The following is a 22,489-nucleotide window of genomic DNA, read 5'->3' on the forward strand; positions in this document are numbered from 1 at the left end:
CCGGCTAGTCCCTGAACTGCTCCGCGATTGACTGCAACCGGTCCCGATGGGATTCCCACCAGCCGGCGTCGCCGGGCGGGAGGTTCCCGTTGCGCGCCGACAATCCGGCCGCCCCGTCGATGGCCTCCCGGACGATGTCAGCGTGCCCGGCATGCCGGGCCGTCTCGGCGATCATGTGGACCAGGAGCAGCTGCAGGGTCGTGTGGCCGCGGTCGGGTCCCCACCACGGCACAAAGCCCTCCGCGTCGAGGTCCAGGGCCGCGATCGTCTCGTCGGCATGGCGGCAGGCCCGGTGGTAGAAGCCGATCACCCCTTCGGCGCTCTCGTCGGCGGAGGCGAACATGTCGGCATTGTCCTCGGCGTCGTCCTCCATCCACGGCATGGGTTCCGGCGCCGGCCGGCCGAAGACGTCCCCGAAATAGCCGTACTCGATGCTCGCCAGGTGCTTGAGCAGCCCGAGCAGGTTGGTTCCGGTGGGCGTGAGGGGACGGCGCAGGTCGTACTCGTCGAGGCCGTCGACCTTCCACAGCAAGGCATCGCGCTGGTTCTGCAGGTACCGGGTGAGGACCTCCTTATGCGTCAGCATGACCCCAGCGTAGGCCGCACCGGCTCCCGGCGCATTAGGCGTTGATCGGACCCAGTCGCTGCTCGCCTTCGGCCAGGTCGACCAGTGCGGTGGCCACCGGTCCCGGCAGCCGGCCCGTCAGCCGGTTCACAGTGTCGGCGAAGTGCGCCGCAAGTTGGGCCACCGCTGCGTCGCCCTTCCCCGCGCTGATGAACTCCAACCGTTCACGATGGACCCCGTGGACATCGGTGCGCACGATGTAGCCCTCCGGGTGCCCGAGGCTGGCCATCCGGGTCTCCATGACCAGCGTGCTCATGAACCGGGCCAGCCGCTGGTTCCCCGCGGCCTGGACGGTTTCGAAGTGCAGCTCCAGGTCCATGTCCCCGATGACGCGGGGACTCGTGGGTCCGACGGCCTGCCGGCCGAGTCCTTCCAGCCGGTCCAGGAGGGACAGGGCCCGGGCCAGCCGGCGACGTCGTTCCCGGACGCTGCCCAGGGACGCCACGGTGCGGATCGCGGCACCCTCGATGGCCAGGCGGGTGGCATACAGCGCCTCGAGGTCGTCCACGCCGACGGTCGCCACACGCAGGCCCTGCCCCGGGCGGGCGACCAGCAGTCCGTCCTGGACCAGGCGCTGGGCCGACTCGCGCAGGGACCCGCGGCTGACGCCGAGCTGCTCGGCAACTGCCGCTTCGTGGATTTGGGCGCCGGGCAGGAGCAGCCCCTCGTAGATCGCATTGCGCAGCTGAACGGTGATCAGGTCGACGGTCGAGGAACGCTGGACGCGGGCCATCCCCGGCGCCGTCGAATGTTGGGCCGTGGGCATGAGAGCTCCGTTCTGGGACAGGTGCGGGGGACGGGAAACAGGCCCGAATGTCCGGTTCCGGCCCGCCGCTGCTCGATCGTAACTTAATCGTGACGGTCGGCCACAGGCGGACGAACGTGCCCTATCCACCGCTGCCGACCCACCGGAAACCCCGCCAATCTGCGGTTCTTCCGGACTCCACGGTATCGTTGTAGACAATCCGACGTCTGGAACGTCGGATTGTCAATTGACTTTTTCATGACTAGCGTGATTTACACCACTCAGCACCATCGGTCGGGTCTGCCCGGCCGCCACGCCACCTCGGGAGGCGTGGTAGGCCGGGCGCCCGTGACCTGAAAGAGGTACATCATGATCCGCACGTTCCGCCGCCGGCTGCTGGCATCCGGCGCCGTCCTGGCCTCCCTGTCGCTTGCACTCACCGGGTGCGGCGGCTCGACGACAACCGAAGGTGCCGATGGCGGCAATTCGTCGGTCGCGGCCGGCGAGGGTCACCTGCAGTCCCTGAAGGACAAGGGCTCGATCACCGTCGCCATCGCCGGCGAGGCCCCGTATTCCTACGAGAAGGACGGCAAGGCCACCGGCGCGACCATCGCCCTGGCCAAGAAGATCTACGGCGGAATGGGCATCGACGACGTCAATACCGTTCTGGTCGACTGGAACAGCCTGATTCCGGGCCTGACGGCCGGTCGCTTCGACGCCGTCAGCGCCGGCATGTCGATCCTGCCGGATCGTTGCGCCAACGCCGACTTCGCCGACCCGGCCATCATGTACACCACCGCGCTGATGGTCCAGAAGGGCAACCCGAAGGGCCTGACCGACCTCGATTCCGTCAAGAAGAAGGAAGACGGCGGCGAGGACATCAAGCTCGCCGTGCTCGCTGGCGGCATCGAAGCCGGCTACGCCGATTCGCTGGGCCTCAAGGTCCAGTCGGTTCCCGACGCGCAGACCGGCATGGACACCGTGAACAACGGCCGCGCCGACGCCTTCGCGATGACCGCGATCTCGCTGAACTTCATGGCCGACCAGAACCCCGACTCCAACGTCGAGGTCACGGACGCCTTCGTGCAGGACATCGACGGCACCCCGCAGATCGGAGCCGGCACGGCCGTCTTCGCCCAGGGCGACGACGAACTGCGCGAGGCCTACAACGAGGGCCTGGCCAAGATCACCGAATCGGAGCAGTCCTACCTTGACGTGGTGGGCGAATACGGGTTCACCGCGGAAAACCTCCCGCCCAAGGACCTGACGACCGAGGAACTCTGCAAGGGTGCACCGGCCGAGTAGCAGGCAAATGGCCGGGACTCATCTTCCGGCTACTGCACGAGGGTGGCCCCGGCCCGGTCCGGGCCGGGGCCACCGCATCATCCGTCTACTGCCGATCCACCTGAACGGCTGAAGGAGTCCATCCCCCGTGGACCAGAAACTAGCGGCGCTTGGTGAAGCCCTTCCCCGCCTCCTCGACGGCCTGTGGGTCACCGTCGAGCTCACCGTCCTGGGTGGCCTTGCCGCCTTCGTCCTCTCCGTCATCCTCGGCCTTGCCGCGGCCCACCCAAGTCGCTGGGCGCGGATCCCGGCACGCATCGTCATCGAGTTCTTCCGCGGCACCTCGCTCGTGGTCCAGCTCTTCTGGCTGTTCTTCGTCCTTCCGCTGCTCGGCATCAACATGCATCCCCTGGTGGTGGGCGTCCTCGCACTGGGCCTGAACTACGGGGCCTACGGCGCCGAAGTGGTCCGAGGTTCCATCAACTCGGTGCCCACCGGACAGTGGGAAGCCACGACCGCGCTGAGCCTGGGACCGGTCCAGCGGATGTACCGGATCATCTTCCCGCAGGCCTGGGCGCTGATGATCCCCTCGCTGTCCAACCTGCTCATCCACCTGATGAAGGGCACGGCCATCGTCAGCTTCATCACCATCGCCGACTTCACCTACCACCTGGACCAGCTCAAGCGCGTCACAGACACCATCTTCGCGTACGGGGTGGTCGGCCTCTTCAGCTACTTCATCATCGCCCTGATCCTCACGTTCCTGATGAACGCCTTGGAGAACCGGGCCAAGCGCAAGCTCGGCCAGGGCATCACCCTGCGCAAGGTCCTGTCGCCCGCGCCGATGCCAACGACGCCGACCGGGGGTGCAGCATGATCCCCGCCGCCTTCGAATGGCACTCGGAAACCGTCTGGGACGTCCTGCCGACCCTGTTGGAGCAGTTCCTGAAGGTCACCCTCGTGGTGACCGTGCTCTCGACGCTGATCGCCGCCGTCCTGGGCCTGGTCATCGCCGTGGTGATGCGCATCAGCCCCCGCCCGGTCGCCGGGACGGTGAAGTGGATCGCGAACTTCATCCGCATGACCCCGATCGTGGTCCAGTTGCTATTCGCCTACTACACGTTCCTGTCGCTGGACGCCCTGACCATCGGTGTGATCGTCTTCGGCATCCACTACTCCACCTACATGTCCGAGGTCTACCGGGCCGGCATCGACGCCGTCCCGAAGGGACAGTGGGAGGCAACCACCGCCCTGTCGATGTCCACCCGACGCACCTGGACCGCCGTCGTCATCCCGCAGGCCCTGCGCGCCACCATCCCCGCCCTGGGAAACTACGCGGTATCGATGTTCAAGGACACCCCGTTCCTGCTGGTCATCGGCGTCGTCGAGCTGGTCAATGCCGGCCTGATCTACGGCGGGAACACCTACCGGTACATCGAACCGCTAACCCTGGTGGGCGTCATCTTCCTGCTGGCCAGCTACCCCACCTCACTCCTCATCGGCAGATTGGAAAAGCGCCTTGCCTTCAACACCTGATACCGCAGTCGACGCGGGCATGCGCGGCAACCGCGCCGCCGCCCCGGTGATCGAGTTCCGCGACGTCGAGAAGGCGTTCGGCGACAACGTGGTGCTCCACGACCTGAACTTCAGTGTGGCCAAGGGCGACCGGGTCACCCTCATCGGCCCCTCCGGGTCCGGCAAGACCACCATCCTGCGCCTGGTCATGACGCTGGAGGAGGCCACCGACGGCTACATCTTCGTCAACGGGGAACCGCTCACCCACGAGGAGCGCAACGGCAAGCGGATCGAACGCAGCAAGAAGGAGCAGAAGCGGATCCGCCAACGGATCGGCATGGTCTTCCAGCAGTTCAACCTCTTCCCGAACATGACCGTGCTGGAGAACATCATCGAGGCACCGGTTCACGTGCTGGGCCAGTCGAAATCGGAGGCCAGCACCAAGGCCAAGGAACTGCTGGAGAAGGTAGGCCTCGCAGACAAGGCCGACGCCCATCCGACCTCCCTCTCCGGCGGCCAGCAGCAGCGCGTGGCCATCGCCCGCGCCCTGGCCATGGACCCCGAGATCCTGCTGCTCGACGAGGTCACCAGTGCGCTGGACCCGGAGATCGTCGGCGAGGTCCTGGGCATCCTGCGCAACATCGCCGAGACCACCGACATCACCATGCTGATCGTGACCCATGAGATGCAGTTCGCCCGGGATGTCTCCAACCGCGTGCTTATGTTCGACGGCGGCAAGATCGTCGAGGAAGCCGCCCCCGAGGTCATGTTCAGCAGCCCCAAACACCAGCGCACGCAGGACTTCCTGCACGCCGTGCTCGGTGACGCCGACGGAACCATCGGCACCCATTAGACGCGCGTGGGCCACCCATCGGGGGGATGGGTGGCCCACGCGTCTTCATCACGCTGGCGCCCACGCCCCGGCGATCAGGCGATCCGTGTCCCCCGTGAAAGCCTCCGGACCGGGGTCACCAGGCGCTCGCGGCCCAGCAACAGCAGCAATGCCGCCAGGCAGAGCTGCACGAGCAGGCCCAGCGGCCACAGCGGAGCGCCATCCAACTCGGCATCAGCCACGGCCGCCGCGAACTGCTTCTTGCCTTCCAGACAGGGTGCCTGCCCGGGCAGGCCGGCCTGCGATCCGCGAACACCCTGGCTCAGCGAGTTCATGATGCCGGATCCCATCGATGGCCCGCCGGAGGCCCGAGTCGGTACCGCATCGGCGATGACCACGAAGGGGTTCGCCGCCAGCAGCCAGGTGATCCGCTCGGTGTGGAAGATGCTGGTCTCGTACGTGTCCGGACCGCAGACATAGGCGTTCGGGTCAATGGTGTAGGAGTCTGCTTGCTCCTGGATCTTGGTGAAGTAGGCATCCTGGTCCTTGATGACCTTGCCCTGCGCATCGACGGCCTCGCCGGCGTCGTTGTAGTGGACCTTCGACCAGGGGTCGTCCGGCCAGACCTGCGCGGAGACAGTGACCTCTTCCTCGACCAGCTGGAAACTCAATCCGTAGGCGATGGCGGTTCCCAAGGCGAGCAGGGCTATCAGCAGATAGGTGGACACGACGGCGAAGAGCGTCCGCCCGGCCCGGGCCGAGACCCCGACGCCGATGGCGCAAACGACGCCAAATTCAACGGCGGTCATCAGCAGGAAGACGGGAACGCCCGGGAGGTAGACGTCGCCATACGTCATGGCCCAGACCACCATCGGCAGGGAAACGACCAGGAACGCCAACGAGGAAACCCACGCCGCCAGCCATTTGCCGGCCAGGATCTGGCCGGGCGTCAGCAACGTGTTCTGCAGGACGGCCAACGTCCCGGCGGACCGGTCGCCACTGACCGTATTTGCCGACAGTGCCGGGGCGACGAGGAGCCCGAAGAACAACACGAACGCGATGACCAGCTCGAACATGACCTCACCGATGCCCGAACCGGCGACGTATCCCGCGCCGTCGTCGGGTGACCAGGCCCCGGTGGCGTAGGCGGCCAAGGCGGCGACCAGGCCGATGACCACGAACCAGACGACCAGCAGGATGTACCAGCCGCGGGTCCGCAGGCGTTGCCGTGTCTCCATCCGGAACACGGTGCCGACGCCGGCAAGGAACCCCAGACCGAGCTTGCGTTGAACCATCGTCGCGCTCATCGTGTCCCACCTGCCTGGTCGGTGGCCGCCGGTTCGACGCTGCTCACATACGATTCCTCCAGCGCGCCGGCGCTGGGGCCGAAGGCGGTCACCGGGACTCCGGCCAGCACCAGGCGGCGCAGCAGCTCGGCCGCTGCGGTTTCCGATTCCAGACGCACCACCGTCGGTTTCCGGCGTTGTCCATCGGCCACGGATGCCTGCACGCCGGCGGCGGAGAGCTCGGCGGCCAGGGCGGCCGGGTCGGTGGACTGGATGGAGTAGCGACGCTGCCGGGCGCCGGCGTCGTCGACGGTCAGCTCGCTGACACTGCGGCCGGCGGCAATGAACACCGCCCGGTCGGCCATCTCGTCGAGTTCGACCAGCACATGGGAGCTGACGACCACGGTCCGCCCGCGGTCGGCAAGGTCGCGCAGCAGGTTGCGCAAGTCGATCCGCGCTCCGGGGTCCAGGCCGGAGGCGGGCTCGTCGAGCAGCAGAACCTGCGGGTCGTGGACCAGCGCCCGGGCCAGGGAGAGGCGTTGCTGTTGTCCGCGGGAGAGCACCCGGGCCGGGCGCGAGGCGAAATCCGCGAGCTTCACGATCCCCAGCAGCTCGTCGGCTCGGGCGGCGGCCGAGGCCTTTGACGCGCCGTACAACCGGCCCATCATCGCCAGGATCTCGTGGACGGTCAGCTCCTCCCAGACGCCGAGGGTGTCCGGCATCCAGCCCAGCTGCGCCCTGACCCCGCCGGGATCGGCGACCGGATTGATGCCGCAGATCCTGATGCTGCCGGCATCGGGGGCGAGCAGCGAGGCGAGCATCAACAGCAACGTCGTCTTGCCCGATCCGTTGGGTCCGATCAGCGCCGTGACCTCCCCGGGCCGGGCCGTGAAGTCGATGGCCTCCACCGCGTGGACCGTGCCGAAGGACCGGACCAGCCCGGTGGCGACCACCCCGAGAGGTTCCGGGTGCGCCAATGCCGGTCCTCCGCCGTCGTACCGTGTTGTCTGGATGCCCATCGTCTCCCCACCGTCAGCGCCCCGGCGGCTTGTGCGCAGGGTTGGTAGCGCCCATCCTATGCAGCGCGGCGACCGCGCGAATCATCCCCGGGGACGATACAGGGGGGCGCATTATGACTGTTGCCAGTCACGCGACCGGGGCACCGCGCCGCGGCCTCGTTACACTGGTTAAGCATGTGCCCAGCCGGGTTGGCGGTGGGCCGTCCTGTCCTCAACCCAGTGGAGTGTGCAAAACGCATGAGCCTGATTGTCCAGAAGTTCGGCGGTTCGTCGGTCTCGGATGCCGAAGGCATCAAACGCGTCGCGGCCCGGATCCTCGCCACCAAGGCGGCCGGGAACGACGTCGTCGCCGTGGTCTCGGCCATGGGAGACACCACCGATGAGCTGCTCGATCTCGCGGGGCAGCTCACCGACGCGCCCCCCGCCCGTGAAATGGACATGCTGTTGTCCGCGGGCGAACGCATTTCCATGGCCCTGCTGGCCATGGCCATCGATTCCAACGGCGGCCAGGCCGTCTCGTTCACCGGCTCGCAGGCCGGCATGATCACCGACGCGGTGCACGGCAAGGCCCGCATCATCGACGTATCCCCCCACCGGGTGCGCCAGGCGATCGACCGCGGCTACATCTCGATCGTTGCCGGGTTCCAGGGCATGAGCCGGGAATCGAACAACATCACCACCATGGGCCGCGGCGGATCCGACACGACAGCCGTCGCGCTCGCCGCCGCCCTGGGCGCCGACGTCTGCGAGATCTACACGGACGTCGACGGCATCTACACCGCCGACCCGCGCATCGTGCACACCGCCCAGAAGATCGACACCATCTCCAGCGAGGAAATGCTGGAAATGGCCGCCTCGGGCGCCAAGATCCTGCACCTGCGCTGCGTCGAGTACGCCCGCCGGTTCGGTGTGCCGCTGCATGTGCGCTCGTCCTTCACCGACCACGAGGGGACCTGGGTGCTGCCCAGCCCCGACGACAACATCAAGATCCAAGAGGGAGAACCCATGGAACAGCCCATCATCTCCGGCGTTGCCCACGACCGTTCCGAGGCCAAGGTCACCGTCATCGGCGTTCCCGACGTCCCGGGTTCGGCCGCGCAGATCTTCGGCGTCATCGCCGGGGCCAACGTGAACATCGACATGATCGTGCAGAACATCTCCAAGGCCGAGACCGGCAAGACCGATATCTCCTTCACCTTGCCGATCATCGAGGGCAAGGACGCGATCGCCGCCCTCGAGGCAGCCCAGGCGGAGATCGGCTTCGAGAAGACCTCCTACAACGACAAGGTCGGCAAGCTCTCGCTCATCGGCGCCGGCATGCGCTCGAACCCGGGCGTCTCCTTCCGGTTCTTCGAGGCGCTGCACCAGGCCGGGGTGAACGTCGACATGATCTCCACCTCGGAGATCCGCATCTCCATCGTCACCGACGCTGACCTGCTGGACACCGCGGTGCGCGCGGTCCACGGTGCGTTCGAGCTCGACAGTGACACCGAGGCCCAGGTCCACGGCGGCACCGGACGCTAGGAACTGCTTGTCCCGTGGGGCCCCGTCCGGCATCAGCCGGGCGGGGCCTTCGCTGTGTGTGGGGACAGCAGGGGGGCAGGGATCCTGGTGCCCCGGCATCTGGACAGCAACGGGTTCGTGGAACACAGTGGGGAGGGTTACCGATCGCCGGCAGGAGCGTTGGACAAGGAGCCCCGGATGCGCGCCAACGACCGTTCCGAAAGGGCCTGGGCCAAGGCTGCCCAGCTGGCGGAAGGCGTCGAGGACCGCGGCGTGGGACGTGCCGTCCGCCGCTACTTCACACGCTATTGGCCCGCGCTGGCACTCGCCTCGTTCGGTGTGGGTTTCTTCGGGATCCGCCTGTTGGATGACGGGTCTGCCGGTCCCCTGCTGAACCTTCAGGCGGGATTCCTGTTGGTGGCCCTGGCGAGCATGATCGGCGGCTATGCCTACTGGTGGAGGAGGATCCGCCCGTTGGTCCAACCGCAACGGATGCCGATCACCGCATGGCTGGACAAACCTGACGAGAAGTGGGTTGTCGACCAGATCCTCGGCCGGATGCCTGTGATGCCGGAACACTTGCCGGTCCTTCGGGGTACCGCGGCGCAACTGAGGGCCAGCGGTTCCCTGAACTTGGCCCTTGCTCCCAGTTACCTGTTCATGGCGGCCTCATTCGCCGTCAGCTGGCGGGGGCCGGTTCTGGTGTCGCTCTGGGCCCTCGTCATGCTCCTGAGCGTGTATGCCGTCGCCTCCACCGTCCGGACCTTGCAGAGGGCCGGCCGCTTCCTCAAGGCCACCACTGCCGCCGGTACCGGTGGGGAAGCTCCCCCCGCCGGGCACCTGATGGACTCCGGCAGCAGTGGTGTACGCCTCCGCACTCTCGTCAGCACGCGGAAACACCGCTAGCTCCGCGCGGAGGAGGACAGTGGCGTTTTGACCTCGTCCACGTCGACGATCAGCGGGCGGATTCCGCTGCGAAGGGAGGCCCGGCCATGATGCGGTACCTGATCGCCGACCGGATCGGAGCCCCCGTTGTCAGGACGATGCTGGCGTGGAGCTGACGTAGCCGCGGTCCTTGTCCACGACGTTGTGCAGCGGTTCGCCGGCGATGTACGCGTCGAGATTGGCCAGGAACTGGTCGGCCAGCTCGTCCCGCCAGCCGTGGACGTCCCCGCTCATGTGGGCCGAGACGTGTACGTTCTCCATCTCCCAGAACGGGTGGTCGGCGGGCATCGGTTCGACGGCGACGACGTCGAGCGAGGCGGCGGCGATCTGCCCGTCCCGGAGCGCGTCGATGAGCGCGGGTTCGTCGACGAGTGAACCGCGACCGATGTTGACCAGATGGGCGCTGGGCTTCATGGCCGCCAGCACCTCGGCGTCCAGGATCCCGCGGGTGGCCTCCGTCAGTGGCGCGGCCAGCACCACGTGGTCGGCGCCCCCCACCCGCTCGGCCAGCTCGTCGCTGGCGAAGACGGTGCCGAAATCGGGGTCGGTGTCCCGCGGCGTGCGCCCGGCGCCCCGGACCTGCAGGCCGACGGCCCGCAGCAGCCGGGCGGTGGCCCGGCCGATGCCGCCGGTGCCGACCACGATCGCGCGGGATCCACCCGTGCGGGTCAGCTCGCGGTGCTGCCAGGTTCCCTGGCGCTGCAGTGCCTCGCTGCGGTGCAGCTGCTTGTCGTGGGCGAGCACGGAGGCCAGCACGAACTCGGCGATGGGCTGGGAGAACGTCCCGTGGGCGTTGGTCAGCACCACCGGGGCCTCCCGCAGCCCGTCGAAGAGCATTGCGTCCACGCCGGCGGCGGCCACGTGCACCCACTGCAGTGAGTCGGCAGCGTGCCAGGCATCGCTGAGGGCGGAGGAGAAGAAGTCCCACAGCAGCAGGGCGTCGGCGCCGTCCAGGGCGTCGGCCAGGGTGTCGGCATGGGCGAGCACGACGTCGGCTCGCTGCCGGATGGCTTCCAGGTTATGGGGGTCGGGGACGCCTTCGGCGGTGAGCAGGGCCAGTCGCGGGCGGTTCGTCTCGGTGTGTTCCACGTCATCAACGCTACCGGTTCAAAAGATTGTTGACAATCTACCGACGTGCCCTCCACGATGAACACATGACGACTTTGAGCCCCCTGTTGAAGCAAGCGACCCCCGTGGTGGTCGACCACGCCGTCGGATCCTGGATCTACGGAACCGACGGAGCCGAATACCTGGATTTCACCACAGGCATCGGTGTGACCAGCACCGGCCACTGCCACCCGCGCGTCGTCGCCGCCGCGCAGGAACAATGCGGGAAGATCATCCACGCCCAGAACACCACCGTGATGCACCAGCCGCTGCTGGAACTGACCGACAAGCTCGGCGAAAAGCTCCCGGCCGGGCTGGACTCCGTGTTCTATGCCAACTCCGGCTCCGAGGCCGTGGAGGCCTCGGTCCGGCTGGCCCGCATGGCCACGGGACGGCCGAACATCGTGGTCTTCCAGGGCGGGTTCCACGGCCGCACCGTCGCCGCCGCGTCCCTGACCACCGCCGGAACCCGATTCTCCGCCGGCTTCTCCCCGCTGATGGCCGGCGTGCACATGTCCGCCTTCCCCTACGCCTACCGCTACGGCTGGGACGAGGACACCGCCATCGACTTCGCCCTGCAGGAACTGGACTACCTGCTCACCACCCGCACCGCGCCCAACGACACCGCCGCGTTCCTCATCGAACCGGCCCTGGGCGACGGCGGCTACCTCCCCACCCCGCCGCGATTCCTCGAAGGACTGCGCGAACGCGCCACCACCCACGGAATCGTGCTGATCATCGACGAGGTCCAGGCCGGCGTCGGGCGCACCGGCAAGTTCTGGGGCCACCAGCACTCCACCGCCACCCCCGACATCCTCATCACCGCCAAGGGCATCGCCTCCGGCTTCCCGATCTCCGCCATTGCCGCCTCCACTGAGCTGATGTCCAAGGGCTGGCCCGGCTCGCAGGGCGGAACGTACGGCGGCAACGCCGTCTCCGCCGCCGCCGGCGTGGCCACCCTGGCCGTGGTCGACGACGAGAACCTGGTGGAGAACTCCCGCGTGCGCGGCGATGAGCTCCAGGCCGGGTTGAAGGAGATCCAGTCCCGCTTCCCGGCCATCGGCGACGTCCGCGGATGGGGCCTGATGCAGGGCATCGAGTTCAGCACCGCCGACCGCACGCCCGATGCCGCCATGGCCGCCGCGGTCCAGCAGGAGACGACCGGGCACGGCCTGCTGACGCTGACCTGCGGTCCGCAGGGCAACGTCGTGCGCCTGATCCCCGCCCTGGTGGTCACCGCGGACGAGATCGCCCTCGGCCTCCAGCGGTTCGAGGCCGCGGTCGCCGCCGTGTCCGAACGCACCCTCGCCAAGGCCTAGGCCGGGTCAGCAGCACATGACCCAGACAGCACCACCGACCACCAACCCGGCCGTGGCCGGGCTCCTGGGCGACGCCGGAGTGGAGGTGGACACCGATCCGCGCCGCCTCTCGGAGTACTCCTACGACGCCTCGAACTACCGGGTCCGCCCCGCCGGTGTCGTGTTCCCCCGCAATGCGGCGGACGTGGTGGCCACGGTCCGCGCGTGCCAGGCCAGCGGCACCGCCATCACCGGTCGCGGCGGCGGCACCTCGATGGCCGGCAACGCCGTCGGCCCGGGGGTGGTCCTGGACTTCTCCCGGCACATGAACGGCGTCCTCGCCCTCGACGAGGAGGCGCTCTGGGTCGACGTCGAACCCGGCATGGTGCTGGCGAACCTGTCCCGCGAGATCGAGGCCCGCACCGCAGGCCGGCTGACCTTCGCCCCCGACCCGTCCTCGAAGACCCGGGCGACGGTCGGCGGGGCCATCGGCAACGACGCGTGCGGGAACCACTCGGTGCGCTACGGCCGCACCAGCGACCACGTCATCGAGTTCGACCTCGTCACCTCCGACGGAATCCGGCTCACCGCCACGGCCAGCGGGATCACGGCCACCGACCCGCACGACGGCGGAGCGGTGCGCCGGGCCGCGGAACTCACCGACGCGCTGGGGCAGCTGGTGGACGACAACCTGGCCGGGTTCCGCACCGACCTGGGCCGAATCCAGCGCCAGGTCTCGGGCTACCACCTGGAGCACCTGCTGCCGGAGAAGGGCTTCAACATCGCCCGGGCCCTCGTCGGGTCCGAGGGGACCTGCGCCGTCGTCGTGCGGGCCCGCATGGCGCTGGTCCCCAAGCCGGCGAGCGCACTACTGCTGTGCGTGGGATACCCGGACGTCGTCGAGGCGGCCCGGGACATCGAGACGATCCTCGGGTTCTCCCCCGCGGCCGTGGAGGGGATCGACGACGCCATCGTGGCGACCATGAAGTCCCGCCGCGGCGAGGACTCCGTCACCGGGCTGCCCGCGGGCCAGGCCTGGCTGTACATCGACCTCGACGGGGACCATCCCGACGACGTCCAGGAGCAGGCGGACGAACTGCTGCACCGGCTGCGGTCCACGGGGCGGATGGTCGATGGCCGCGTGGTCCCCGACGCCACCGAGCGCGCCTCGCTGTGGCGGGTCCGCGAGGACGGCGCCGGGCTGTCCTCCCGGCTGCACACCGGCGGGGAATCCTGGCCCGGCTGGGAGGACTCCGCCGTCGCCCCCGAGCGGCTGGCCGACTACCTCGCCGACTTCCGCGACCTGCTCGCCGAACACGGCCTGCAGGGCGTGATGTACGGGCACTTCGGCGCCGGCTGCATGCACGTGCGCATCACCTACGACCTGCGCAGCGCCGCCGGGCGGGCAGTGTTCCGCGCGTTCACCGCCGACGCGGCCCGGCTGGTCGTCGCCCACGGCGGCTCGCTCTCCGGCGAGCACGGGGACGGACGCGCCCGCTCCGAGTTCCTGCCGCTGATGTACTCGCCCGGGATGCTCGCCGCCTTCGAGTCCTTCCGGGCGATCTGGGACCCGACCGGGCTGCTCAACCCCGGGGTGATGACCAGCCCGGATGCGTTCGACGAGAACCTGCTGCTGGCCGGGGTGCCCGACCGCGCCTGGCGCACCAGCTTCGACCTTACCCCCGCCTCCGGCCCGGAGGCCGTCCACGGGGTCGACCCGTTCGTGCACGCCGTGCAGGGGTGCATCGGGGTCGGCAAATGCCGTTCCGACGCCGGCGGGGTGATGTGCCCCAGCTTCCGGGCCACCGGCGACGAGAAGGACTCCACCCGCGGCCGCGCCCGTGTGCTGCAGGACATGGTCCGCACCGCCGCGAGCGTGGAGGAGGGCTGGAAGTCCGAGGAGGTCCGCGAGGTGCTGGACCTCTGCCTGTCCTGCAAGGCCTGCTCCTCCGACTGCCCGACCGGCGTGGACATGGCCACCTACAAGTCCGAGTTCTTCTCGCACTACTACGAGGGCCGGATGCGCCCGCTCTCGCACTTCTCGCTCGGCTGGCTGCCCCGCTGGCTCAAGATCACCGGCCGGATCGCGCCGCTGGTCAACGCGGTCATGGGCTCCCCGCTGGGCAAGGTCGTCTCCGCCGCCGGCGGTTTGACCACCCGCCGCGCGCTGCCCCGCTTCGCCCCGGCCGCCGCCTGGCGCCGCGAGGTCGATGCCGCCCTGGCCGCCACCCCCCGGGTGCGCACCGGCCCGCCGCGCACCCTGGCCTCCGAATCCGTGGCCTCTGGTGCGGTGGTGCCGCGCGTCGTTGCCACCGGGTACGACGGCGGTGCCCCGGCAGGTGCCCACCCCGCCACCGGGGCGGTGCTGTTCGTGGACACGTTCACGAAGGGCTTCCGCCCGGAGGTCGCCGGGGCCGCGGCCCGCGTGCTGGCCGGCACCGGGGAACCGGTCACCTGCTCGGCCGATGCCTGCTGCGGACTGACCTACATCTCCACCGGCCAGCTCGGCACCGCCCGCAAGCTGCTCACCCACGCCGCCGAGGCACTGGACGACGGCACGGACCGCCCGATCGTCGTGGTCGAGCCCAGTTGCGCCGCGGCCCTGGCCAAGGACCTGCCCGAGCTGGTCCATACCGAGGCGGCGCAGCGGGTGGCCTCCCGGGTGCGCAGCTTCGCATCTCACATCGCCGCCCTGGCCGCCGGCGGCTGGACCCCCAGCCCGGCAGCCGAGGTGCCCGAGTCCGTCGTCGTGCAGTCGCATTGCCACGAGTACTCGGTCTTCGGAGCGGCGACCCAGCGCAAGGCCCTGGCCGCGCTGGGGATCCCCGAGGTCACCGAGGCGACCGGCTGCTGCGGCGTCGCCGGGAACTTCGGCTTCGAGGCCGACCACTACGAGACCAGCATGAAGGTCGCCGAACAGGCCCTGGCCCCGGCGATGCGCGCCGGCAACGGCACCACCCCGGTGCTGGCCGACGGGTTCTCCTGCACCATGCAGGTCGCCCAGCTCGACGGCGGCCGGCGCGGCCTGCACCTGGCCGAACTGCTCGACCCCGGCCCCCGGCACGCGCCGGGCGCGGCCACGCCCCCCGCAGACCACCAGCTTTCCACCAGCAACCCGAAGGAGCACCCATGACCACGCAGACCTCCACCCCCCGCACCGCCGAGGCGGCACGTGCCGCCGTCGAGGCCATCAGCACCGGCCTGTACATCGACGGCGCCTGGGTCGAATCAAGCTCCGGCGAGCGCTTCGACGTCGTGAACCCGGCGACCGAGGAGGTCATCGCCACGGTCGCCAACGGCAACGCCGAGGACGCGCGGCGGGCCATCGAGGCCGCCGGCGCCGCGCAGAAGGACTGGGCCCGCACTGCCCCGCGGGAGCGCAGCGAGATCCTGCGCCGGGCCTACGACCTGATCATGGCCCGGCAGGAGGAGCTGGCCCTGGTGATGACCAGCGAGATGGGCAAGCCGCTGGCCGAGGCCCGCGGCGAGGTCGCCTACGCCGCCGAGTTCTTCCGTTGGTTCTCCGAGGAGGCCGTGCGCATCGGCGGGGACCAGACGGTCACCGGCGACGGCAAGAACCGCATCATGGTCACCAAGGAGCCGGTGGGCCCCTGCGTGCTGATCACCCCGTGGAACTTCCCCCTGGCCATGGGCACCCGCAAGATCGGCCCCGCCATCGCCGCCGGCTGCACGATGGTCTTCAAGCCCGCCAACCTGACCCCGCTGTCCTCGCTGGCCCTGGTGGACATCCTCATCGAGGCCGGACTGCCGGCCGGCGTGCTGAACGTCGTGTGCACCAAGAGCGCCTCCTCCGTGGTGACGCCCTGGATGGAATCCGGGATCGCCCGCAAGATCAGCTTCACCGGCTCCACCGGCGTCGGCGTGCGGCTGCTCGAGCAGGCCGCGCAGCACGTCATGCGCTCGTCCATGGAGCTCGGCGGCAACGCCCCGCTGATCGTCTTCGAGGACGCCGACCTGGACCGCGCCGTTGAGGGGGCGTTCGCCGCGAAGATGCGCAACATGGGCGAGGCCTGCACCGCGGCGAACCGGATCTTCGTCCAGTCCTCCGTGGCCGCGGCCTTCGCCGAGAAGCTCGCCGCCCGGCTCGGTGCGCTGACCGTCGGCGACGGGGCCGTCGACGGCACCGACGTGGGCCCGCTGGTCGAGGAGAAGGCGCTGGTGAAGGTCGGCGAACTCGTCGACGACGCCGTGGCCAAGGGGGCGCGCGTGGTCATCGGCGGGTCGCGCCCGGAGGGCAAGGGCTACTTCTACTCCCCGACCGTGCTCACCGACGTGGACCCCTCGGCACACCTGATGACCGAGGAGATCTTCGGTCCGGTGGCACCGCTGATCCCCTTCGACACCGAGGACGAGGTCGTGTCCATGGCCAACGACACCCCCTGGGGGCTGGCCGGCTACCTGTTCACCCGGGACCTGGACCGCGCTTTCCGCGTGGGCGACGCGCTGGAGGTCGGCATGGTCGGGCTGAACACCGGCATCGTCTCCAATCCGGCGGCGCCGTTCGGCGGGATCAAGGCCTCCGGGCTGGGCCGCGAGGGCGGCCGCGTGGGCATCGAGGAGTTCCTCGAGACCAAGTACATGGCGATGCCGCGCGCCTAACCCGAGGGCTCTTGTCAGTGACCTGAGCCACACCCTATGATTGTCAACAATCTACCAACCACGTTTGAAGGAGTCCGAATGGAACATGAGGGCGTCGCACCACTGCTCTTCACCACCGAAGAGTACGCCGCACGACTGGCCGCGGCACGGGTGCGCATGCAGGAGCAGGGCCTCAGCGCGCTGATCGTCACCGATCCGGCGAACATCTACTACCTGACCGGCTACAACGCCTGGTCGTTCTACACCCCGCAGATGGTCTTCGTCCCGCTCGACGGGGACATGATCCTGTTCACCCGCGAGATGGACGCCAACGGCGCCTTCCGCACCACCTGGCTGCCGCAGGAGAACATCGTCGGCTACCCGGAACGCTATGTCCACCGCCCCCATCTGCACCCCTTCGACTGGGTCGCCTACGCGCTGCGTGCCCGGTACCTCATCGCCCCGGCCACCAAGGGGTGCGTGGGCCTGGAAATGGACGCCCATTTCTTCTCCCCGAAGGGCTACCGGGCCCTGGTCAACGCGCTGCCGGAGTGGACGCTGGTCGACTGCTTCGAACTGGTCAACTGGGTCCGGGCCATCAAGTCCCCGGCCGAGATCCAGCTCATGCGCCGCGCCGCGGTGGTGACCAACCTGGCCATGCATGCCGCCGAGGACGCGATCCAGGTCGGTGCACGCCAATGCGACGTCGCCGCGGCCATCACCAACGCCCAGATCACGGGAACCCAGGAGTACGGCGGCGACTACACGGCCATCGTGCCGATGCTGCCCACCGGCGAATCGGCAGACACCCCCCACCTGACCTGGAACGACGAGCCGCTGAAGGCCGACCAGGCGATGGTCGTCGAGCTCGCCGGCGCCCACCACCGCTACCATGTGCCCATGGCCAGGACCTTCATGCCCGGGACCCCCACGCCGCAGTTGGCCCACCTCGCCCAGGCCACCGACCACGCGCTGGCCGCCGTGCTGGAAACCGTCCGCCCCGGCGCCCCGGTGCAGGAGCTCTCGCAGGTCTTCAACCGGACCCTGTTCGAGTACGGCTACGAGAAGGCATCGCGCATCGGCTACTCGATCGGCGTCGGCTACCCGCCGGACTGGGGCGAGCGGACCATCTCGCTGCGCAGCGAGGACCAGACGATCCTGACCGAGAACATGACGTTCCACCTGATGTGCGGCATGTGGATGGAAGGCTACGGCTACGAGGTCTCGGAGGCCATCCGCGTCACCGACACCGGCGTCGAGTGCTTCACCTCCTACCCGCGCGGGCTCGTTCCCGTCGGCGAAACCGGCAGGAAGGCCGCCGAATCGATCACGCTGCTGGGCAACCCCGGCGAACGCGCCATCCACCTCGCCCCCGGCGCCCCGGCCACCGCCCAACCGGTGGACGAGCCCCGGCGACCGGCCACCCCCCGCTTCGGCTTCACCACACCCGACGAGTCCACCATGACCGGGTCCATCAGCATCGTGCCGCGGAACGCCGAAACCGCGGATAGCGATCCGGCCCGCCCGACGGTACCGCCGCTGGAACGGGCAAACCCGGACACGACCCCCGAACCCTCGAAGGAGACACCATGACCACCCTGAACCTGCCGCTCGCCGGCCGCGCCGCCAACCTCGTGGGCTCCGTCATCGACTCCAGCACCTCGCTGCTCGCCGCCCAGAAGCACGACATCATCCGCTTCGCGATGGGGGCTCCGGCCGACGAGTTCGTCCCCGTGCGGGCCTTCACCGAGATCGCCGCCAGCGTGCACGATTCCTCCTCCTTCACCTACGGTGCCACCGAGGGCGAACCGGTCCTGATCTCCGCGCTGGTCGACTACCTGGAGGGCACCGCGGAGCCGACCTCCGCCGAACGGATCAGCATCACCTCCGGCGGCATGCAGGGCCTGGACATCGCCTGCAAGCTGTTCGTGGACCCGGGCGATCTGGTCATCGTCGAATCCCCGACCTACACCAACGGCTCGGCCACCGCCTTGAGCTACGGTGCGGAGCTGCTCGAGGTGCCGATGGACGAGGACGGCATGGACGTCGACGAGCTCGAACGCCTCGTGGCCGAAGCCGGCCGCACGCCCAAGGCGATCTACACGATCCCGAACTTCCAGAACCCCTCCGGGACCACCCTCTCGACCGAGCGCCGCGAGCGGATCATCGCCCTGGCCCGCCGCTGGGGCGCGGTCATCATCGACGACGACCCGTACGGCCTGCTGCGCTTCGCCGGCGAGGACCTCCCCGGGTTCCGCCAGCTCAGCGGCGACGACCCGCTCGTGTTCTCGGTCCGGACCTTCTCCAAGATCCTCGCCCCCGGGCTGCGGGTGGGCTGGATCGACGCCGACCCATCACTGCGCCAGCTCATCATCAACGCCAAGCAGGCCATGGACACCTGCACCAACGTCCCGGCACAGCATGTGGTCGCCGAGTTCCTGCGCCGCGGCATCCTGGACGAGCACCTCGCCGGGCTGCGCACCGAATACCGCAACCGCCGCGACGCGATGCTCGCCAGCCTGGACAAGCACCTATCGGGCCGGGTCAGGACCACCCACCCCGACGGCGGGTTCTTCCTCTGGGTCACCCTGACCGGCGAAGACGCCGCAGTGGACACCCGCCGGCTCTTCGAGATCGCCCTGGCCGAGGGCGTCGCCTTCATCCCCGGTCCCGCCCTGTCCGCGGGCGGCAGGTTCGCCTCGGCCTTCCGGTTGTGCTTTGCCTCCACCGGCCCGGAACGCACCGATGCCGGGGTGCAGCGCCTGACCACGGCACTGGATGCGGCCCTGGCCGAAACACGGCAGGACTCCGCCGCCGCAGCCGGCACCGGCCCGGCCTCGGGACGTGGCTGAATGGCGGCCACCGCCGCCGGGGCCGCCGGGGCCGCCATCGCCCCGATCGACCGCGACGAGCTCACGGCGCTGACCATCGCCCTGGTCAACGCCGGCGGGGAAAACCCCGGGGGCACCGAACAGGCAACGGCCGAGGTCCTGGTCGCCGAAGCGCGCCGCCGTGGCCTCGAAGCCTCCACCCGCGAGGTCGAACCGGGCCGGCCCAACGTCTTCATCACCCTGCCCGGCGGCGATGGCGAGGGAGTGCTCTTCCTGGGCCACTCCGACGTCGTGCCCGTGGGCGAGGGCTGGGACCGCGAACCCTTCGATGCCCACGTGGCCGACGGCCGGCTCTTCGGGCGGGGCGCCACCGACATGAAGGGCGGCCTGGCCGCGGTCCTCACCGCCATGGCCTCCCTGCACGACGCCGGCGCCCGGCTCTCCGGCCCCGTCACCCTGGCCTGCACGGTCGACGAGGAGGAAACCGGGGCCGGCATCCGGGCAGTGGTCGCCGGCGGACTGGACCACCGCTACTCCGCCTGCGTGGTCGCCGAACCGACCGACCTGGAAACGGTCATCGCCTGCCGCGGTGATTCCTACCTGGAAATCGAGGTGACCGGGCGGGCCGCCCATTCCGGGCGGCCCAGCGACGGTCGCAACGCCATCGACGCCGCAGTGCGGATCTGCAACCTCATCACTGCCGACCAGGAACGCCTCTCCGCCGAGCCCGACCCGCTGCTGGGCCATGCCACCTGGAACACCGGGATGATCTCCGGCGGGCGCGGCACCTCGATGGTCGCCCCCGACGCACACCTCTGGCTCGACCGGCGGCTCATGCCCGGCGAGGACACCGAACGGATCCGGGAAGACCTGCTGGAACGTATCAAAGAGGCCGGAATCGTCGGGGACGGCATCACCGTCTCGGCGCGCACCACCATGGAAATGCCGGGATTCCGTACCGAGCCGGACCACCCGCTGGTCGCCGCGGCCACTGCATCACTGGCCGCCGCGGGCGTCGAAACCCGCGTCACCGGGTGGACCGCGTCCTGCGATGGCGGCTTCATTTCCCGCGACTTCGGCATCCCCACCATCGTGCTCGGACCGGGCGAACTCAATGACCAGGCACATCAACCCAACGAGTCGGTGCGCTTGTCGGAAATAGAGGCCGCGACGCGCGCCTATGCAATGCTGGTCACCACACTGTTGGGCCCCGACGGCGGCGCATCCCGCTCCGCACGCCAAGATCCCCTTCCGGAAGGCGAACGCTCATGACCGAACAACCCGCCGCACATGGCAGCACGGGCACCGTGGAGGACCAAAACGCCCCCGGCGCCGAACCACAGACCGCCGAGGCCAAGGGGAACCTGCGCAAGTCGATCCTCGGCTCGGCCCTGGGCAACGCCGTCGAATGGTTCGACTACGGCGTCTACGGCTACCTGACCATCTACATGGCCACCAACTTCTTCGGTTCCGAGGAGGGCGACGGCGGGCTCGGCGTCACCCTGACCCTGGCCACGCTGGCGATCTCCTTCCTCGTCCGTCCCCTGGGCGGGCTCATCCTGGGCCCGATGGGCGATAAGTTCGGACGGCAGAAGGTGATGGTGCTGACCGTGACCATGATGACCGCCGCCACCGGCGTCATCGGCTTGCTCCCCACCATCGACACCATCGGCCTTTTCGCCCCGGCACTGCTGCTGCTCTGCCGCATGGTCCAAGGCTTCTCCGCCGGCGGCGAGTACGGCGGCGCCGCCGTCTACATGGCCGAGAGCGCACCTGACCAACGGCGTGGTTTCCTCGGCTCGTTCCTCGAGTTCGGTACCACAGTCGGCTTCATCCTGGCCGCCATCGTCTGCACGACACTGATCACCATCGTCGGCGACGACGGTATGGCCGCCGGCTGGTGGCGCCTGCCCTTCCTGCTGACGATCCCGCTGGGCATGACGGCCCTGTACATCCGGACCCGCCTCGGCGAGCCGAAGGTCTTCTCGGAGGCGGCCGAGGACAACGAGATCACCAAGACCCCGATCCGCGACACCATCCGCGGCAACTGGCGCCAGATCCTGGTCGTCATGGGCTTCGTGGTCCTGCTCAATGTCGCCTTCTACCTGATCCTCGGCTACATGCCCACCTACCTCAGTGGACAGCTGGGCCACAGCACGGCCCAGGGCAACTGGATGCTGGTGGCGATCATGGCCATCATGCTGCTGGTGATCCCGTTTATGGGTTCGCTCTCGGATCGGATCGGGCGCAAGACGTTGCTGCTCACGGCCGCTGGTGGCTACACGCTGCTGTCGGTTCCGGCGATGATTCTCCTGGGAATCGACAACCTGGTGGTGCAGTTCCTCGGCCTCGCCGTGCTCGGAATGCTGCTGGTCATCCTGGTTTCCTCGGTGTCCTCCACCCTCCCGGCCTTGTTCCCCACGGCCGTGCGCTACACCGGTTTCGCGATCGCCTACAACTTCTCGACCGCGTTCTTCGCCGGGCCGTCGCAGACCCTGACCAACAGCCTGATCGAGACCACCGGAAACGTGCTCGTTCCGGGCTGGTACATGGCCATCGCCGGGGCCATCGGGTTCATCTCCATCCTGTGCATGCGTGAGACCTCCCAGGCCTCGTTGCGCGGCGAGGTGCTGCCCGGTGAGCCGGAATCGACCGGTTGGCCCGCCCCCAGGTGGGTCGGCGTCAACCGCGCCAAGGCAGAGGCCGGCAAGGCCATGTCGGCCTAGCCCGAGAGCCGAACCAGAAGCGGGGAGCGTACGTCCATGGGACGTGCGCTCCCCTCGCCATGGGCAGCGCTTGGGTGCACGGCTCCGGGTAGCCTCTTCTTCATGAAAAAACGTGGTTGGATCTGGCCGCGAGCCCCACGGTGACGGACCTGGTGGTCATCGGCGACCAATTGC

General features: G+C 69.0%; 18 protein-coding genes. 13 read left to right on the top strand and 5 right to left on the bottom strand.

Going from position 1 to position 22,489, the window contains the following annotated elements; all coding sequences use genetic code 11:
• Positions 1–4: 4 nt before the first annotated feature.
• Positions 5–586 carry a DinB family protein gene (locus tag AB8M85_RS11275; protein WP_372698910.1) on the bottom strand — a complete coding sequence of 194 codons (582 nt, stop codon included), beginning with the start codon at positions 584–586 and terminating at the stop codon, positions 5–7.
• Between the two features lie 34 nt (positions 587–620).
• Positions 621–1,391, bottom strand: coding sequence for a GntR family transcriptional regulator (locus AB8M85_RS11280; RefSeq protein ID WP_372698911.1), 771 nt, complete (start codon positions 1,389–1,391; stop codon positions 621–623).
• A 348-nt stretch (positions 1,392–1,739) separates the two neighbouring features.
• Between AB8M85_RS11280 and ehuB the strand changes: the two genes are divergently transcribed.
• The 4 genes from ehuB to ehuA all read left to right on the top strand — a co-directional run bounded on the left by ehuB (position 1,740) and on the right by ehuA (position 5,022).
• On the top strand, positions 1,740–2,675 hold the full coding sequence (ehuB, locus tag AB8M85_RS11285; RefSeq protein ID WP_372698912.1) for an ectoine/hydroxyectoine ABC transporter substrate-binding protein EhuB: 936 nt from the start codon (positions 1,740–1,742) through the stop codon (positions 2,673–2,675).
• Positions 2,676–2,802: 127 nt separating this feature from the next.
• Positions 2,803–3,531, top strand: a complete 729-nt coding sequence (gene ehuC, locus AB8M85_RS11290) for an ectoine/hydroxyectoine ABC transporter permease subunit EhuC (protein WP_372698914.1) — start codon at positions 2,803–2,805, stop codon at positions 3,529–3,531.
• Positions 3,528–4,190 carry an ectoine/hydroxyectoine ABC transporter permease subunit EhuD gene (gene ehuD, locus AB8M85_RS11295; protein ID WP_372698915.1) on the top strand — a complete coding sequence of 221 codons (663 nt, stop codon included), beginning with the start codon at positions 3,528–3,530 and terminating at the stop codon, positions 4,188–4,190. The genes ehuC and ehuD overlap by 4 nt, the downstream gene beginning before the upstream one ends.
• A gap of 19 nt (positions 4,191–4,209) precedes the next feature.
• A complete protein-coding gene (gene ehuA, locus AB8M85_RS11300) occupies positions 4,210–5,022 on the top strand; it encodes an ectoine/hydroxyectoine ABC transporter ATP-binding protein EhuA (protein WP_372699086.1) in 813 nt (270 codons plus the stop codon).
• A 74-nt stretch (positions 5,023–5,096) separates the two neighbouring features.
• On the opposite strand, the gene AB8M85_RS11305 is transcribed toward ehuA, so the two are convergent.
• Together AB8M85_RS11305 and AB8M85_RS11310 are read right to left on the bottom strand one after the other, a co-directional pair.
• Entirely contained in the window at positions 5,097–6,308 is a 1,212-nt protein-coding gene (locus AB8M85_RS11305; protein ID WP_372698916.1) for an ABC transporter permease, read from the bottom strand.
• Positions 6,305–7,306, bottom strand: a complete 1,002-nt coding sequence (locus tag AB8M85_RS11310) for an ABC transporter ATP-binding protein (protein WP_372698917.1) — start codon at positions 7,304–7,306, stop codon at positions 6,305–6,307. The genes AB8M85_RS11305 and AB8M85_RS11310 overlap by 4 nt, the downstream gene beginning before the upstream one ends.
• Before the next feature lie 237 nt (positions 7,307–7,543).
• Between AB8M85_RS11310 and AB8M85_RS11315 the strand changes: the two genes are divergently transcribed.
• Together AB8M85_RS11315 and AB8M85_RS11320 are read left to right on the top strand one after the other, a co-directional pair.
• Positions 7,544–8,830, top strand: coding sequence for an aspartate kinase (locus AB8M85_RS11315; protein WP_372698918.1), 1,287 nt, complete (start codon positions 7,544–7,546; stop codon positions 8,828–8,830).
• Positions 8,831–9,007: 177 nt separating this feature from the next.
• Positions 9,008–9,715, top strand: a complete 708-nt coding sequence (locus tag AB8M85_RS11320; protein WP_372698919.1) for a hypothetical protein — start codon at positions 9,008–9,010, stop codon at positions 9,713–9,715.
• Positions 9,716–9,844: 129 nt separating this feature from the next.
• Here the strand turns inward: AB8M85_RS11320 and AB8M85_RS11325 are convergent, their stop codons facing one another.
• Positions 9,845–10,843: a D-2-hydroxyacid dehydrogenase gene (locus tag AB8M85_RS11325; RefSeq protein ID WP_372698920.1), complete on the bottom strand. Its 999-nt coding sequence runs from the start codon at positions 10,841–10,843 to the stop codon at positions 9,845–9,847.
• 65 nt (positions 10,844–10,908) lie between these two features.
• On the opposite strand from AB8M85_RS11325, the gene AB8M85_RS11330 reads away from it, so the two are divergent.
• From AB8M85_RS11330 to AB8M85_RS11360, 7 genes are all read left to right on the top strand, one after another.
• Positions 10,909–12,180: an aspartate aminotransferase family protein gene (locus tag AB8M85_RS11330; protein ID WP_372698921.1), complete on the top strand. Its 1,272-nt coding sequence runs from the start codon at positions 10,909–10,911 to the stop codon at positions 12,178–12,180.
• A gap of 16 nt (positions 12,181–12,196) precedes the next feature.
• The gene (locus AB8M85_RS11335; RefSeq protein ID WP_372698922.1) at positions 12,197–15,292 is read left to right on the top strand and encodes an FAD-binding and (Fe-S)-binding domain-containing protein; all 3,096 of its coding nucleotides are present in this window, start codon (positions 12,197–12,199) and stop codon (positions 15,290–15,292) included.
• Positions 15,289–16,779, top strand: a complete 1,491-nt coding sequence (locus AB8M85_RS11340; protein ID WP_372698923.1) for an NAD-dependent succinate-semialdehyde dehydrogenase — start codon at positions 15,289–15,291, stop codon at positions 16,777–16,779. Before AB8M85_RS11335 ends, AB8M85_RS11340 begins: the two co-directional genes overlap by 4 nt.
• Before the next feature lie 78 nt (positions 16,780–16,857).
• Positions 16,858–18,351 carry a M24 family metallopeptidase gene (locus AB8M85_RS11345; protein WP_372698924.1) on the top strand — a complete coding sequence of 498 codons (1,494 nt, stop codon included), beginning with the start codon at positions 16,858–16,860 and terminating at the stop codon, positions 18,349–18,351.
• Positions 18,348–19,610: a PLP-dependent aminotransferase family protein gene (locus AB8M85_RS11350; RefSeq protein ID WP_372698925.1), complete on the top strand. Its 1,263-nt coding sequence runs from the start codon at positions 18,348–18,350 to the stop codon at positions 19,608–19,610. The genes AB8M85_RS11345 and AB8M85_RS11350 overlap by 4 nt, the downstream gene beginning before the upstream one ends.
• Positions 19,611–20,861: a M20 family metallopeptidase gene (locus AB8M85_RS11355; RefSeq protein ID WP_372698926.1), complete on the top strand. Its 1,251-nt coding sequence runs from the start codon at positions 19,611–19,613 to the stop codon at positions 20,859–20,861. It begins immediately after the preceding gene.
• Positions 20,858–22,315, top strand: coding sequence for an MFS transporter (locus AB8M85_RS11360; protein WP_372698927.1), 1,458 nt, complete (start codon positions 20,858–20,860; stop codon positions 22,313–22,315). Before AB8M85_RS11355 ends, AB8M85_RS11360 begins: the two co-directional genes overlap by 4 nt.
• The last annotated feature ends 174 nt before the right edge of the window (positions 22,316–22,489 follow it).

This window comes from Arthrobacter sp. JSM 101049, from assembly GCF_041679245.1.
Classification (GTDB): domain Bacteria; phylum Actinomycetota; class Actinomycetes; order Actinomycetales; family Micrococcaceae; genus Arthrobacter_H.

What these genes read in the sequence shown, in the direction of transcription:
- AB8M85_RS11275 (WP_372698910.1), bottom strand. Translation starts at nt 586, where the DNA reads ATGCTGACGCATAAGGAGGTCCTCACCCGGTACCTGCAGAACCAGCGC.
- AB8M85_RS11280 (WP_372698911.1), bottom strand. Translation starts at nt 1,391, where the DNA reads ATGCCCACGGCCCAACATTCGACGGCGCCGGGGATGGCCCGCGTCCAG.
- ehuB (WP_372698912.1), top strand. Translation starts at nt 1,740, where the DNA reads ATGATCCGCACGTTCCGCCGCCGGCTGCTGGCATCCGGCGCCGTCCTG.
- ehuD (WP_372698915.1), top strand. Translation starts at nt 3,528, where the DNA reads ATGATCCCCGCCGCCTTCGAATGGCACTCGGAAACCGTCTGGGACGTC.
- ehuA (WP_372699086.1), top strand. Translation starts at nt 4,210, where the DNA reads ATGCGCGGCAACCGCGCCGCCGCCCCGGTGATCGAGTTCCGCGACGTC.
- AB8M85_RS11305 (WP_372698916.1), bottom strand. Translation starts at nt 6,308, where the DNA reads ATGAGCGCGACGATGGTTCAACGCAAGCTCGGTCTGGGGTTCCTTGCC.
- AB8M85_RS11310 (WP_372698917.1), bottom strand. Translation starts at nt 7,306, where the DNA reads ATGGGCATCCAGACAACACGGTACGACGGCGGAGGACCGGCATTGGCG.
- AB8M85_RS11315 (WP_372698918.1), top strand. Translation starts at nt 7,544, where the DNA reads ATGAGCCTGATTGTCCAGAAGTTCGGCGGTTCGTCGGTCTCGGATGCC.
- AB8M85_RS11320 (WP_372698919.1), top strand. Translation starts at nt 9,008, where the DNA reads ATGCGCGCCAACGACCGTTCCGAAAGGGCCTGGGCCAAGGCTGCCCAG.
- AB8M85_RS11330 (WP_372698921.1), top strand. Translation starts at nt 10,909, where the DNA reads ATGACGACTTTGAGCCCCCTGTTGAAGCAAGCGACCCCCGTGGTGGTC.
- AB8M85_RS11335 (WP_372698922.1), top strand. Translation starts at nt 12,197, where the DNA reads ATGACCCAGACAGCACCACCGACCACCAACCCGGCCGTGGCCGGGCTC.
- AB8M85_RS11340 (WP_372698923.1), top strand. Translation starts at nt 15,289, where the DNA reads ATGACCACGCAGACCTCCACCCCCCGCACCGCCGAGGCGGCACGTGCC.
- AB8M85_RS11345 (WP_372698924.1), top strand. Translation starts at nt 16,858, where the DNA reads ATGGAACATGAGGGCGTCGCACCACTGCTCTTCACCACCGAAGAGTAC.
- AB8M85_RS11350 (WP_372698925.1), top strand. Translation starts at nt 18,348, where the DNA reads ATGACCACCCTGAACCTGCCGCTCGCCGGCCGCGCCGCCAACCTCGTG.
- AB8M85_RS11355 (WP_372698926.1), top strand. Translation starts at nt 19,611, where the DNA reads ATGGCGGCCACCGCCGCCGGGGCCGCCGGGGCCGCCATCGCCCCGATC.
- AB8M85_RS11360 (WP_372698927.1), top strand. Translation starts at nt 20,858, where the DNA reads ATGACCGAACAACCCGCCGCACATGGCAGCACGGGCACCGTGGAGGAC.